The sequence below is a fragment of the Pseudomonas sp. TWP3-2 genome, from assembly GCF_049897765.1.
Taxonomy (GTDB): domain Bacteria; phylum Pseudomonadota; class Gammaproteobacteria; order Pseudomonadales; family Pseudomonadaceae; genus Aquipseudomonas.
Window position 1 is genome coordinate 1 of record NZ_JAFCWW010000027.1, and the last position, 15,305, is coordinate 15,305.

General features: G+C 53.4%; 9 protein-coding genes and 5 pseudogenes. All 14 read left to right on the forward strand.

What is annotated here, in order from left to right:
- Positions 1–933: type VI secretion system tip protein TssI/VgrG (tssI, locus tag ACP7EE_RS25415; RefSeq protein ID WP_426237630.1), on the forward strand; the 933-nt coding region annotated here is incomplete at its 5' end.
- Complete coding sequence (locus tag ACP7EE_RS25420) at positions 923–1,666, forward strand: DUF4123 domain-containing protein (RefSeq protein ID WP_426237632.1); 744 nt, start codon at positions 923–925, stop codon at positions 1,664–1,666. The genes tssI and ACP7EE_RS25420, both read left to right, overlap by 11 nt.
- On the forward strand, positions 1,663–6,567 hold the full coding sequence (locus ACP7EE_RS25425; RefSeq protein WP_426237634.1) for an RHS repeat-associated core domain-containing protein: 4,905 nt from the start codon (positions 1,663–1,665) through the stop codon (positions 6,565–6,567). The genes ACP7EE_RS25420 and ACP7EE_RS25425 overlap by 4 nt, the downstream gene beginning before the upstream one ends.
- Complete coding sequence (locus ACP7EE_RS25430; protein WP_426237636.1) at positions 6,564–6,989, forward strand: HEAT repeat domain-containing protein; 426 nt, start codon at positions 6,564–6,566, stop codon at positions 6,987–6,989. The genes ACP7EE_RS25425 and ACP7EE_RS25430 overlap by 4 nt, the downstream gene beginning before the upstream one ends.
- Positions 6,990–7,086: 97 nt before the next feature.
- Positions 7,087–9,049: pseudogene (locus ACP7EE_RS25435) on the forward strand (RHS repeat domain-containing protein); the annotation flags it as partial.
- A 1-nt stretch (position 9,050) separates the two neighbouring features.
- The gene (locus ACP7EE_RS25440; RefSeq protein WP_426237638.1) at positions 9,051–9,587 is read left to right on the forward strand and encodes a CPCC family cysteine-rich protein; all 537 of its coding nucleotides are present in this window, start codon (positions 9,051–9,053) and stop codon (positions 9,585–9,587) included.
- A gap of 147 nt (positions 9,588–9,734) precedes the next feature.
- Positions 9,735–10,646, forward strand: a pseudogene (locus ACP7EE_RS25445) (RHS repeat domain-containing protein); the annotation flags it as partial.
- A 171-nt stretch (positions 10,647–10,817) separates the two neighbouring features.
- Positions 10,818–10,994, forward strand: a pseudogene (locus ACP7EE_RS25450) (hypothetical protein); the annotation flags it as partial.
- Positions 10,995–11,409: 415 nt separating this feature from the next.
- On the forward strand, positions 11,410–11,772 hold the full coding sequence (locus tag ACP7EE_RS25455; RefSeq protein ID WP_426237640.1) for a hypothetical protein: 363 nt from the start codon (positions 11,410–11,412) through the stop codon (positions 11,770–11,772).
- 49 nt (positions 11,773–11,821) lie between these two features.
- A pseudogene (locus tag ACP7EE_RS25460) lies at positions 11,822–12,181 on the forward strand (RHS repeat domain-containing protein); the annotation flags it as partial.
- Positions 12,182–12,271: 90 nt separating this feature from the next.
- Positions 12,272–12,691: a hypothetical protein gene (locus ACP7EE_RS25465; protein ID WP_426237642.1), complete on the forward strand. Its 420-nt coding sequence runs from the start codon at positions 12,272–12,274 to the stop codon at positions 12,689–12,691.
- Between the two features lie 280 nt (positions 12,692–12,971).
- Positions 12,972–14,201, forward strand: a pseudogene (locus ACP7EE_RS25470) (RHS repeat-associated core domain-containing protein); the annotation flags it as partial.
- Between the two features lie 191 nt (positions 14,202–14,392).
- Positions 14,393–14,782: a hypothetical protein gene (locus ACP7EE_RS25475; RefSeq protein ID WP_426237644.1), complete on the forward strand. Its 390-nt coding sequence runs from the start codon at positions 14,393–14,395 to the stop codon at positions 14,780–14,782.
- The gene (locus tag ACP7EE_RS25480; RefSeq protein ID WP_426237646.1) at positions 14,779–15,249 is read left to right on the forward strand and encodes a hypothetical protein; all 471 of its coding nucleotides are present in this window, start codon (positions 14,779–14,781) and stop codon (positions 15,247–15,249) included. The genes ACP7EE_RS25475 and ACP7EE_RS25480 overlap by 4 nt, the downstream gene beginning before the upstream one ends.
- Positions 15,250–15,305: the final 56 nt, after the last annotated feature.

The following is a 15,305-nucleotide window of genomic DNA, read 5'->3' on the forward strand; positions in this document are numbered from 1 at the left end:
GGCAGCCAAAGCGCCGTGGTCACCGGCCCCAAAGGTGAAGAGATCCACTGCGACCAGTACGGCCGCGTCAAAGTCCAATTCCACTGGGACCGCGAAGGCCAAGCCGATGACAAAACCAGCTGCTGGCTGCGCGTCTCCAGCGCCTGGGCCGGCGCGCAATACGGCGGCATCGCCATCCCGCGCATCGGCATGGAAGTGCTCGTGACCTTCCTCGAAGGCGACCCCGATCAACCGCTGATCAGCGGCTGCCTGTACCACAAGGAAAACACCGTCCCCTACGCCCTGCCGGCGAACAAGACGCGCAGCACCTTCAAGACCTTGAGTTCAATGGGCGGAGGCGGCTTCAACGAACTGCGTATCGAAGACAAAAAAGGCCAGGAACAAATCTTCCTGCACGCCCAGCGCGACTGGGACGAAAACATCGAGCACGACCAGAAGATTCGCGTCGGCAACGAACGCCACGACACCGTCGAAAAGAACAGCTACACGGAATTCAAAGCCGAAGAACATCACACCGTTTATGCCGATCGCAAGGTCGAAGCGCAGGCCAGTGATCACCTGACGGTGGGTGTGAATCAGCACGTGAAAATCGGCACCGGGCAGTTCATCGACGCCGGTCAGGAAATCCACCTGAGCAGCGGCATGAAAGTGGTGATGGAGGCTGGCGCGGAGCTGACGCTGATTGGTGGTGGGAGCTTCATCAAGATCGACAGCGGCGGCGTGACCATGAGCGGCCCTGTCATCAACATGAACTCCGGCGGCAGCCCCGGCAGCGGCACGGGCGCCACCCCGCTAATGCCCGGCGCACTCAAACAGGCCGACGCCGACAAGGCGGGTGCCGTCCTGACCCCGGCCCAGATCAACACCCTCAAACGCAATGCTCCGTTCTGTGAAGAGTGTGAGAAATGTAAGGCAGGTGCCTGTGCCATCTGAACGACTGACACCCAAGGAATGGCTGGCGCAACAGCCACTGCAAAACGATCAGCGCCTGTACCTGATCATCAGCGCGGCCAGCGATGCCGAGGCGCTTAAAGCCTTGTACCAAAGCGATCCCTCCACCCAAGCCACGCCCATCTGGGGCGGCACGCCCTACGCCACCTGGCAGCCGGTAATGCCCTACGTCACCGAGATCAAGGCCAACTCGGCGTTCCTGCCGTGGATCGCCGAAACCGATGCGCTCGACTGGGGCTGGCTGGCAGTGTCGCGCTCAGAGCCGAACGACGTGTTCGAGCATTTGCGCAGCCTGACCCAGGTGAAAATGCCGGATGGCACCGAGGTGTTTTTTCGGTTTTGGGATGGGCGGCATATTTTTCCGATCCTTAATGGACTCGGGGAAAAGGCCGGGGAGCTGATACCGATGTTTGAGCGGTATCTGATCAATGGCCAAGCGCTGGAGGTCGGGCCGAGGGCGCTGCCGAAGGTGAGGGATTGGCCGTGGTGGGAGGTGCCGAAGGAGTTGTTGGATGGCTTGACCAAAGACAATCCGTCAACGGTCATCGGCAACATGATGCAGTGGTTGCAAGAAGAGCACGCAGATCTGTACTTTTCGTTCCCCGAATCCAACCTGCGAAAAAAGGTGGCGCGCTTCGTAAAACGCACGCCGCTCACGGAAGAAAATTTTAGCGGGCTGCTGAAGGCCCATCTGGAAAGTGAGGTGGTGGTATGAGCATTTTGATGGGTGGAATTGTTGGCGGTATTACGGCCAAACAGCCTGATGCTCAGGCCATTATCAGCGACTTCAAGAAGTGTCTGACGGATTACCGCGAGCACGCAGAGGCTTGGTATGGTGGCATTCTGGATGCGGAGCAGCAATTCAAGGTCGGTGACGAAGTCGGCACGGCGGACAAGGACAGCAAGAAGGCGAACACTCTGTACGCCAACTGCCCGGCCAACGGCAAGCTCGTGCTTGTACACAGCTTCGAATCCGCTCGCTTCGTACCGATCGGCAACACACCAGTACGCCTGACGCCTGTAGTTGATGGCCGCTTCGTGGGCAAGAACGAAGTCGGGCCGGCGATCAACAAAACCATCGATTCGACGGGCATTCTGGAAGTCTCAGGGCTCAAACCTAATCAACAGTACGAAATCACCTTCTTCCCCAACCCTACTCGCGCGCAGATCGACAGCCTGTTCAACTCCTACCAAGGAGTCATCGGCGAACTGGGTGGCTGGTTGCAGACAGAGTGGAGCACCAGTTTTCTACCTCTCTGGCAAGCGCACACGGACGCTTCGCTGGGTGGTCGCGTACTTCAAGAACTAGAGGCTGCGTGGGAGGGTTTTCTAAAAGCGATCATGGGCTTGTGGGGCGATATTCAGAGCCTCTACGACCTCGTCGCACACCCTCGTGAAAATTACGAAAAGCTTAAAAACTTCTTCACCGAAGAACAGATCAAGAAGATTTATGACGCGTCGGCAGAGGCCATTCACACGGCCTTGCTGATCGCCAGCGATGAGCCACTGATGTGGATTTACGTTGCAGCCATCGTTGCCTGGGTGCAGATGTTGCCGCCGCAGACCTGCACCGAAGTTCTGGCTCAGATGAGCACCGAGTTTCTGCTGAACATTCTGGTCGGTGTCGTGCTGACCGGTGGTCTCGGCCTGGCCGTGCGTGTCGGCACCAAGGCCATCAAAGGCGTGCAGAGCAGCGGCAAAGTCGTGAAGCTGATTGAAGACTTCACCGGCATGCTGATGAGAGTCAGCAAGACCAAGGCCACACCACATGCCGAAGCGTCGAAGCCTTTGCTGCTTAACGGGAACTCGGCGTTCAATCCGGCGCGTAAAGCGGACGTTAAGATTGCCGCTCCCAAACCCGCCGAGACGGCAACTCCGCCGAAACAAAAGCATCCTGTCGGCGAAGGAAAAGTGGAGTCCGATGCTCAGGTTCAGGCGCGCGGCAAGACTGAAGCTGCTTCGCGTGCCGAGCAAGTAGAAAAGATCGACAACGCCTCAGATCAATCGAAAAATCCGGCTGATCAACCCGCTAAGTGCGTCAACGAAACCTGTGCTAAAGATGACCCAATCTCAATGGTCACCGGCGAGGAACTGCTCACCCTTACCGACGGTGAGCTCATTGGTTCGCTGCCGTTGGAATGGACGCGTCTGTATCGCAGCAGCGCGGTGGAAATAGACAGCCGCCTCGGCCATGGCTGGAGTCATTCGCTATCACATCGCTTGCGACTCGACGACGAAGGTGTCCTTTGGACTGACAATGAAAACCGTCAAACCCGCTTCCCAATGCCGACTGAACAACGGCCGGCCATCACGAATAGTCTGGCGCAAGCGGCGATTTTCCTTGGCGATGCGCCCGGCGAACTTATTCTGACTCAGGCGGGTGCAAAATCACGCTTCTATCATTTCCGTGCCGGTCGACTGACAACCATCAGTGATGCCTATGAAAACCGTCTGCACCTAAGTTATGACTTTGTTGGTCGAATTCAGCGTATCGACAACGGTGCCGGACGGTCCCTGTTGCTTCGCTACGACGATCGCCACATCGTGGCAGTCGATCACCAGCAACAGCGCGCAGAATATAACGATCGCGGTGAACGCCAGGATCCTTGGCTGACTATCCAAACGATGGTGACCTACCGCTACAACGCTCGTAATCAGCTAGTTTCCGCAACCAATGCGGCAGGCGAAGCCGAGCACTACCGCTACAACGACCAACACGTCATTGTGGAACGGCAACTGGCCGGCGGCGCGAGTTTTTTCTGGGAGTGGGAACGGGAAGGCAAGCTATCCCGATGCGTCCGTCACTGGGCCAACTACTCGCAACTGGAAGCTCGCTATGAATGGGACGATAAGGGCTCGGTAACCGCTTACAACTCAGACGGCAGTGAGCAAGTTTATGTGCATGACGAAAATGCACGTCTGATCAGCGAAACTGCGGCCGATGGCGGAGAAACGCAAAACGCTTACGATGATCAGGGGCGTCTGGTAGCCGTCAAAGATCCGATGGGCGCGATCACTGAATATCAGTACAGCGAAGCCGGTCGCTTGATCGCGGTGTTCCCGCCGGAGGGGGCGCCGACCCGTTACAACTACTTCAACGGTCAACTCATCGATGTCCAGCGCGGCAAAGCCCGCTGGAAATACGAACGCAACCGTCAGGGCGATATCACCCAGCAAACCGACCCCGACGGCAACGAAACCCACTACAGCTATGATCGCCAAGGTCGCTTGCTGGAAATCCGTCACCCGGATGGTAGCCGCCATCTATTGGGCTGGAACAATCTCGGTCAGTTGCTGGAAGAACGCCTGCCAGACGGCGGGCAACGCAAGTACCGCTACGATGCGCTTGGCCGGCAAATCACCCGTCAGGATGAATCCGGCGCCATCACTCAGTACCAGTGGGATGCGGTTGATCGCCTGACACAGGTCACCCTCCCCGGCGGCGCGACCCGTGCCTTCACCTACAATCCCTACGGCCGCGTTACTGCCGAACGTGATGAACTTGGCCGCGTCACCCGCTATGAATACGCCGACAACTTGCATCTGGTCAGCCGCCGCATTAACCCCGACGGCAGCCAGTTGCGCTATCGCTACGACAACGCGGGCTTATTGCTCACTGAAATCGAAAACGAACGCGGCGAGCACTACAAGCTCGACTATTACTCCAACGGGTTGATCCAGCAGGAAACCGGGTTCGACGGTCGTCGCACCGCGTACGAATACGATCTGAACGGTCAACTGCTGAAGAAAACCGAATTCGGCGACGACGGCAGCGAACTGCTGACCGAGTATCAGCGTGACGCTGCCGGTCGACTGCTGGTGAAAACACTGGCCGACGGCGAACAGATTCACTACAGCTACGACGCCCTCGGCCGTCTGGTCAATGTCGATGACGGCCACTGGCCGCTCGCCTACGAGTACGATGTACAGGACCGCCTCATCACCGAACACCAAGGCTGGGGCACCACACGCTACGAGTACGACAGCGTCGGCCAACTCAAGCATTGTCGCCTCCCCGACGGCAGCAAACTCGATTACCGCCACCAACCCGGTGGTCAGCTCAGTAGCATCGATCTCAACGGCTCGAGGCTGACCTCTCACCAGTTCATCGTCGGTCGCGAACAGCAGCGTCAACAAGGCCTGCTGCTCAGCCAATACCAATACGATGAACAGGGTCGCCTCCAGGCACACAGCGTCAGCCAGCGCGAAAAAAACTTGTTCCAGCGTCGCTACAACTACGACGCCAGCGGCAATCTCGCTGGCATCGACGACAGTCGCAAAGGCAACCGCAGTTTCCACTACGACCCGCTCGATCGCCTGATCAGCGTTCGCGGCGCAACACCCGAAAGCTTCGCCCACGACCCGGCGGGTAACCTGCTCGGCCAGAACAACGACGGAACCGCCAACCTCGCCAATGTCAAAGGCAACCGCCTGCTGATGCAAGGCGACCGCCACTACGACTACGACGCCTACGGCAATCTCACTCGCGAACGTCGCGGCACCGGGCAAAAACTGGTCACCGAATACAGCTACGACGCGCAACATCGTCTGATCGGTGCCAGCCTGCCGGGCGGGAGTATAGCCAGCTACAAATACGACGCCTTCGGACGTCGTATCGAAAAAACCGTTGACGGCCAGACCACCGAATTCCTCTGGCAAGGCGAACGCCTGATCGCCGAAAGTGCAGACAACCGTTATCGCAGCTACATTTACGAACCGGGAACCTTCCGCCCACTCGCCATGCTCGACGGCGAAGGACCGCGCAAGGCTGCACCCTTCTACTATCAGCTCGATCACCTTGGAACACCGCAGGAACTCACCGATTACAGCGGCGAAATCATGTGGTCGGCCAAGTACCGCGCCTACGGCAACCTTGCCGCGCTGGACGTCAACGAAATCGACAACCCGCTGCGCTTCCAGGGGCAGTACTTCGATGAGGAGACGGGCCTACACTACAACCGCCATCGCTACTACAATCCAGGCACGGGTCGGTTTTTAACGCCGGATCCAATCAAGCTTGCGGGTGGGTTGAATAACTACCAGTACGTGCCTAATCCTACGGGGTGGGTGGATCCGTTGGGGTTGAATGGGTGTCCAAACGCGAAAAACAATGAATCGAATGGTGCAGCCAAAGCCGAGGAGGACGCGAAAGTAAAAGAAGGCAGTCCTGACGCTCCCTATACTGGGCCGTTACCCAAAGCAATGCAGGAGAAAATTTTATATGGTACTCGGAGCCCTGGACACAATAAGCCTGTCGGAGGGCATTCACCGCGGGCAATGAGTTCACCAAATTATCAGTTTGATATTGTTAGCAACAATAAAGACGGAACTACAAGTGTCAAAAATTTTAAAATGATTTTGGAAAGAAAGGATGGAACAGTTGGGTGGTCTGCCGCGAAGTCGCCAAACAGACATACCTTCGCACCTAAAGATTGGAGCGATGCAAAAATACTAAGAGCCACTGACGAAGTAGCAGCAGAACCAGGCAGAATATTGCGAAACGAACCTGGCTCTGTAGTCACCGAACACACCAAAATTGTTGACGGTGTGGAATGGCAAGTAATTAAAGAGAACTGCGTGGTGACTTCATCCTACCCAACAGGAGCTACTCCATGACAGAACTAAAAACAGACGGGATTTATGGAAAGCTGCATGAGTGGATCGGCGACTCTGAAAACTCGAACTGGACAGAGTACACAACGGAACTTGTAGCAAAAACCGTTCTAATAGATTTCGCAAATGAACACTGGAATCGCCTGGCAAACGAAATACTTTTTAAGCCGGAATACTGGCAGCAAAGGTGCGCAGTTTCACTCGGTGAGGATCGATCTGAAAGTTCGATCGAAATCCTTAAACTATTGCTGTCCAACTCAAAATATAAAGATGTAAAAACTATAGCAGCCTACGAACTCGACTGGGCGGAAGTACCAATAGAAAAAAAATATGCAAAATACATTAGACAAATCATTGAAAACACTCCTCCTGAGGAAGTAGAACCCGAGCTAAACAGCTTGCTCTTAAAAGCTGAGTCAGCTTAATAAAATTCGAAACCAAGAGGACCAGAAAATGAAGCAGATTTATTAACTGACGAATAAATCAGTCCGTTTTTCCGCTTGTGTAACTCGCTACGACTAAGCCGACAACCTGCAACTGGTAAGCCGTCGCATCAGACGGCAGCCAGTTGCGTTACCGCTACGACAACTCACGTCTGCTGCTCACCGAAATCGAAAACGAACGCGGTGAGCACTATCACCTCGACTATTTCCCGAACGGCCTGATCCAGCAGGAAACCGGCTTCGACGGTCGTCGCACCGCTTACGAGTTCGACCTTAATGGCCAGTTGGTCAAAAAAAGCGAGTTCGGCGACGACGGCAGTGAACTGCTGACCGAGTATCAACGTGACGCCGCCGGCCGCCTGCTGGTGAAGACTTTGGCCGATGGCGAGGAAATCCACTACAGCTACGACGCCCTCGGTCGTCTGGTCAATGTCGACGACGGCCATTGGCCGCTGGCTTACGAGTACGACGTACAAGACCGCCTCATCACCGAACACCAAGGCTGGGGCACCACGCGTTACGAATACGACAGCGTCGGGCAGCTCAGTCACTGCCGCCTGCCGGATGGCAGCACACTCGATTATCGCCACCAACCGGGCGGTCATCTGGGCAGCATCGACCTCAATGGCTCACGCCTGACCACCCACCAGTTCACTGCTGGCCGTGAACAACAGCGTCAACAGGGCTTGCTGCTTAGCCAATACCAATACGACGACCAGGGTCGCCTGCAAGCGCACAGTGTCAGCCAACGCGAAAAAAATCTGTTCCAGCGTCGCTACAATTACGACGCCAGCGGCAACCTCGCCGGCATCGACGACAGCCGCAAAGGCAACCGCAGCTACCACTACGATCCACTTGATCGCCTCATCAGCGTGCGTGGCGCAACGCCGGAAACCTTCGCCCACGACCCGGCGGGTAATCTGCTCGGCCAGACCGACATGCCTGTCGCCAATCTGGCGAACGTCAAAGGCAACCGCCTGCTGATGCAGGGCGACCGCCACTACGACTACGACGCCTACGGCAACCTGACCCGCGAACGTCGCGGTACCGGGCAAAAACTGGTCACCGAATACCGCTACGACGCGCAACATCGCCTGATCGGCGTCAGCCTGCCGGGCGGAAGCACAGCCAGCTACAAATACGACGCCTTCGGACGTCGTATCGAAAAAACCGTCGACGGTCATACCGCCGAATTCCTCTGGCAAGGCGAACTCCTGATCGCCGAAAGTGCCGACAACCGTTATCGCAGCTACATCTACGAACCGGGAACCTTCCGCCCCCTCGCCATGCTCGACGGCGAAGGACCGCGCAAGGCAGCGCCGTTTTACTACCAACTCGACCACCTTGGCACACCGCAGGAACTCACCGATTACAGCGGCGAGATCATGTGGTCGGCCAGGTACCGCGCCTACGGCAACCTCGCTGCGCTGGACGTCAACGAAATCGACAATCCGCTACGCTTCCAGGGTCAGTATTTCGATGCGGAGACAGGCCTACACTACAACCGCCATCGCTACTACAATCCGGGGACCGGACGGTTTCTGACGCTGGATCCGATCAAACTTGCGGGTGGGTTGAACAACTACCAGTACGTGCCTAATCCTACGGGGTGGGTGGATCCGTTGGGGTTGAATACATGTCCAGGTGGAGATAAATGCATTCCAGGACAAGGAGCCGAAGTACCTGAGGAAAAGGCCAAGGTTGATGTCGGCGACGTACCTCCACCGACGGCAGCGGGAGTCAATTGGAAGGGATTTTCATCTGGAAAGCTCCAACCTCATTATCAAAAACACGTAGTCGACCAGAAAGAATTCGGGGACATAAGCCAAGCTGAATATCTAAAACAAGCCAAAGAATTTTCGAAAGAATCGGGAAAATTTAACGAAACAAATGTAGGAAAAACGATAATTAAACACGACCCAGCTACCGGAAGAATATTCGTTGGACACTTGAAATCTCGGGAAATAAGGACATTCTACCGAGATGATGGGAGAAGCGCTGATCCTTTCCAATCTGCCATTGATTTAGCCAAGGGGCTATAGCATGAGCACACTTGATCGACACCAAGCAATCAATAAAATTTCAACTGAGATTTTAACTTCACTTGATCACGACGAACGGGAATCGATCCTTCTCGACTGGTGGGGAATTGATGAGAGCAACCCAGAGTTCTTTGCTTTGTCGGATGACATGAGGAGCACAATCAAAGCATGTGACGACTTACCAAGCGATATTGACGAAAAAAAATACGACGAACTTCTCCGTATCGCACTCAATTCAAATTTAAAAGGTGTAACCAACACATACCTTGCAGAAAAACTTTCCTCATTAAATCTTGGAGAGTACAACGTGTATGGACAGGTTGAACTTCTAGAAAGTTGCCCTTGCTGCGGATACCTTACACTTTCATCACATGGAAGCTACGACATCTGTGACTTATGCCAATGGGAAGATGACTGCACACTATCCCTTGACACCTATAGTGGGCCGAATCATATGACTCTTGGAGAAGCAAAGAAAAATTTTTTGAAAATTGGCCAAGAGCTTCAGCTCGGCAAATGGGTAAAACGCGAAGATTGACACGCGAATTGGGCCAAAAACAAAGCGGTGGGACTCTGAGAGCTCAAATCTTCTAACAAATCAAGAGTCTGTAGCTGAAAGTTGTGTTTAGAAAATAGGATGGGAACGAGAACAGATTTATTTAACTAGAAATGAATCTGTCGCCTCGAGAAAAACCTGTTCCCGCGTCGCTATAACTACGACGCCAGCGGCAAGCTAGCCGGCATCAACACAGCCGCCAAGGCAACCGCAGCTATCACTATGATCCACTCGATCGACTGATAAGTGTGCGTGGCGAGACTCCGGAAACTTTCGCCCACGACCGCGGGTAACCTGCTCGGCCAGACCGACATGCCGGTCGCCAATCTGGCGAACCTCAAAGGCAACCGCCTGCTGATGCAGGGCGACCGCCACTACGACTACGACGACTACGGCAACCTCACCCGCGAACGTCGCGGCACCGGGCAGAAACTGGTCACCGAATACCGCTACGACTGCCAACATCGCCTGATCGGCGTCAGTCTGTCGGGTGGCAGCACAGACGCCTTCGGCCGTCGTATCGAAAAAACCGTCGATGGCCATACCACCGAGTTTCTCTGGCAAGGCGAACGCCTGATCGCGGAAAGCGCGGAAAACCGCTATCGCAGCTACATCTACGAACCGGGCAGCTTTCGGCCATTGGTGATGCTGGACGGAGAAGGCCCGCGAAAGGCCACGCCGTTCTATTACGAACTCGACCACCTTGGTACACCGCAGGAACTCACCGACTACAGCGGCGAGATCATGTGGTCCGCGAAATATCGTGCCTACGGAAACCTCGCGACGCTGGACGTCAGCGAAATCGACAACCCGTTGCGCTTTCAAGGCCAGTGTTTCGATGCTGAGACAGGGTTACATACCAACCGGCACCGCTACTACAATCCGCGGACTGGACGTTTTCTGACGCCGGATCCAATCAAGCTTGCGGGTGGGTTGAACAACTCCCAATACGTGCCTAACCCTACTGGGTGGGTGGATCCGCTGGGGTTGAACGCCGACTGTTCTGGGGGACCAAACTGTAGACCAGGAATCATTGACCCAGCGGCCTCGGCAAAAGTAGATGAAAAGGTACCGGTAGTTCCAGGTTCATCATTAAAACTTGGGGAGTCGAGAGTAGTTGATGGGTAGCAAAACTCGGGTCGGACGTTGGATGTCACCAGATGAACTGTCTCAAATGCAGAGTAGCAATAAAATCGTCCAGGAACTGGCGGGCAAACTTTCATTTCAACCAATGGCGCTGCTGACTTTAAAGGAGCTGCAATCAACAATTCCGTCTACGCCGAGTTTGATGCCCCAACCTCAAACTTGCTACAGGGAGACCAGCATCTCCCCTCAGTGGACAACATTACAATCGTGGATAAAAACAATGAATATCCAATTTTTCAATGAACACCTCAAGCCAAACCTATCTCAATATTCTTTTGAGTACTCGCATTTTCTCAGGGGGAGACTTCGGCGACCTAGAGCGAGTCGAATTTGAGGGCCGTGGAAAAGTTGGAACAATTGACTTCTGGTCACAGGGCTGGATAGGAGTCGATGTCTTTGACTGTAACTCAGACGAGCAAATCCTCAATAAAATGTTATCTCCAGATGAGCGCGAATCAACTGTCAAAACATTTGAAATACTTATGGAATTGCTGTCTCGATAGAGGCACTACAAAAAAGCTAGATCAGAGGGGAATACATTTTTTATCGAAAAAAGAGGCTGAGAAAATAGCGGACTGATTTTTTATTTACTAAAAAACAAATCCGCCCCGCCTTTCAACTAAATAAATTACAGCCAAGTCAAGTACATATATGAATCATGACCATCCAACGTCAGAAGACGCACTTAAAATATAAAAAAAATAAAGAAAAAATGCTTATCAACGAAATAGAAAAACTAGACGGCACCATAAATTTTGACGACATCTCTCAGGTAGATCAATCCTCTGAAATATCTCTTATAGTGGACGAACTCAAGGAGGATCTATTTCAAGCGAGCCTTCCTTTCGAACAAATATTGGATATTGGCTGGTATCCAGAATTCAGTGAGACCGGAGCGTTCAAGGTATCACTAATAGAACATTTAGACTGGGAAAACCCCATTCATAGCGAAAAAGCAAAAAACTGGACTGATCTAAAAATTGCGCTTGAAAACACTTTGAAGAAGGTACGCATCAAATAAGGGAATCAGCCGTACAATCAAAGCGACACAAAGGGGCGGCGCCTAAAGCAACCGCCTGCTAATGCAGGGCGGCCGCCGCTACGACTAGACTACGCTGCCTACGGCAACCTGACCCGCGAACGTCGCGGCACCGGGCAGAAACTGGTCACCGAATACCGTTACGACTGCCAACATCGCCTGCGCGCCATCAGCCTGCCTGGCGGCAGCGTTGCGACTTACGAGTCCGACACCGCAGGAACTCACCAAGTACAGCGCCGAGGTCATGTGGTCCGCGAAATATCGTGCCTACGGAAACCTCGCGGCGCTGGACGTCAGCGAAATCGACAACCTGTTGCGCTTTCAAGGCCAGTATTTCGATGTTGAGACAGGGTTACATTACAACCGGCACCGCTACTACCATCCGGGGACTGAATGTCTGGCCAGGTAAAAAACCTGCTCCACACTATCTCTTCAACGCAAGCGAAAAAAAAGTAATAACACTGCTCAAGGCATTCAAAAAATGAGTTATTTCGACGACGAGCTTGAAAAAGATCTAACAGCCTCCAATATTCTTTTTGAGATATTGGCCCCCGAAATCCATGATACTTTTGTGTCTAGCATCAACGAAAAACTACCATTCTCCGGGTCTAAAATAGCGTGGAGCACAATCCAAAACAGCATGAACTACGCAAAAAATGAAAAACCCCAAGCATTCTTTTATATATCAAATAAAATAAGAGACGTGAATATCTCTGAGATAATTTTCCTTGGCGACTCTCTTACTGAGAGCGCATACAGAACAAGCACAGCACGCTTGGAAAACATACTACAAATTTTTTCGGATATACCTCAACACACCTACTTTTTCTCAGACAGCCTCAGCTTCATAGGCTGCATCAGTAGTGAGGGTGAAATAAACTTTAGCGAGCGCCCCTTTTGACTATCACCTTTACCCAAAAATCGCGACGAATGACAGGTTGTTGGTGATAGCCGGTCGCTGGGCAGCAAGAAGGACGACGCATAGCACCGCCTGATCGAAGCCAAGAACGCTGCCGGCGAAGCCGAGCATTATCGCTTCCACTGGGCGCGGTTACCGAATACCGCTACGACGAAGATGGTTTGATGGTCGCAGTCATTCCGCCGGAGGATGAACCGACCTCGTATGAGTACAGCAACGGTTTCGTCAGCCACGTTCATCGTGGCAAAGCCAGCTGGAATTCCGCTTGGTCAACGTCGACGACGGCCACTGGCCGCTCGCCTACGAATACGACTTGCAAGATCGCTTGATCACCGAACACCAAGGCTGGGGCACGCTGCGCTACGAGTACGACAGTGTCGGCCAACTCAAGCACTGTCGCCTCCCAGACGGCAGCAAACTCGACTATCGCCACCAGCCCGGCGGCCTGCTCAGCAGCATCGACCTCAACGGTTCACGCCTCACCACCCACCAATTCAACGCCGATCGCGAACAGCAACGCCAGCAAGGTCTTCTGATCAGCCAATACCAATACGACGAACAAGGTCGTCTGCAAGCGCACAGCGTCAGCCAACGCGACAAAAGCTTGTTCCAGCGTCGCTACAGCTACGACGCCAACGGCAACCTCGCCGGCATCGACGACAGCCGCAAAGGCAATCGCAGCTACCACTACGATCCGCTGGATCGCCTGATCAACGTACGTGGCGCAACGCCCGAAAGTTTTGCCCACGACCCCGCAGGTAACCTGCTCGGTCAAACCGACATGCCTGTTGCCAATTTGGCCAACGTCAAAGGCAACCGCCTGCTGATGCAGGGCGACCGCCACTACGACTACGACGCCTACGGCAACCTGATCCGCGAGCGGCGCGGCGCGAACCAGAAACTCGTCACTGAATACCGCTATGACTGCCAACATCGTCTGATCGGTGTAAGTCTGCCGGGAGGCAGTACGGCGGCATACAAATACGATGCCTTCGGCCGCCGTATCGAAAAAACCGTCGACAGCCATACCACCGAATTCCTGTGGCAGGGCGAACGTCTGATCGCCGAGAGCGCCGACAACCGCTATCGCACCTACATCTACGAACCCGGCAGCTTCCGCCCCTTGGCGATGCTCGACGGCGAGGGTCCACTAAAGGCCACGCCGTTCTACTACCAACTCGACCACCTCGGCACTCCGCAGGAACTCACCGACGACAGCGGCGAGATCATGTGGTCCGCGAAATATCGTGCCTACGGAAACCTCGCGACGCTGGACGTCAGCGAAATCGACAACCCGTTGCGCTTTCAAGGCCAGTATTTCGATGCTGAGACAGGGTTACATTACAACCGGCACCGCTACTACAATCCGGGGACCGGACGTTTTCTGACGCCGGATCCAATCAAGCTTGCGGGTGGGTTGAACAACTCCCAGTACGTGCCTAACCCTACGGGGTGGGTGGATCCGTTGGGACTGAGTACGACCTGTCCTGGACCTGATTGCAAGCTACCGACGAACTCGGCCAACGCCACCAAGCCTGACCATTTGCCGATGAGTCAGGAAAAGTTCGATGAAATACTTGATATGAATAAGGCTGATCGGCCGCCTAATCCCGGTGATTATCTTCCCGACAGCTATATCAACGCTCACAGAGAGCTTTTTGCAAAAGAGGGGGATCCTTCGTAGTGATCGAAAGTTGGATCACGGGTTCCAGTTACCCAACCTTCCCTCAACGAAAATTTGTCGGGCTCTTGTCTGAGATGGAAGAAGTTGTCGCCAAACATCGAGCAGCGGGTAACGACTGGAGAGTCCTAAACAAGGAGCTGATTCTTGGTGCGAAGAGTCTTGAAGATGACGGCATCTATATCGTTAAAATCAAACCAGATGATCCTCGCTTCAAGTACGAGATGCCAAACGGCAGGGAAAATGGCGCTTACCCCAACGAATGGGTTCCTGGTGGTGCAACGAAAAGTGGTACAAAAGAAGCCGCACTGATCGGCTCAGAAAACGTTACCCACAACAGTGACATTGGGACACTACTGAAAAACTTCGACGATTGGGAAAAGCTTCAATGAAAACCACATTTGAAACCGCCTTAGATCAGCATGAAATTTCCGAGTTCTTCAAAGGTGAAGGGATTTATTTCGCTAGAGGTTCCGATTGGGGTGACCACCTGCATGTGAGCAACTGGCAGGAAATGTGCAGTGTTTTAAAAAATCAAAAAGCGCCACAAAGCCTTTTGACAAAAATATTTGAAGATTACGCCAAATATTTAAACGAAGATTATTCGGATGCGGAAGGATTGCTCTCAAACATAAGCGCTTACTACACATTAAAAAGCAAGATTCCGTTTCTAGCCAGCGATAGCTATGACCTAATTGAAAGCCTTGATGAGAAAACCAAGAAAAACATTGGAAAACTATTTCGACTATTGAGGCAGGAATACGACATAAAAAACAGCGATCTGCCCAAATACAAATTTGACGAAGAGATCAAAAGATTAAAAGCCAAAGGATGTTTATTTGAACTCGAAAGTTTGTGAATTGAGTTCAACTGCAAAGATACGTTCCCTAGTAATGCATAGGGGTTTTCGTGGGC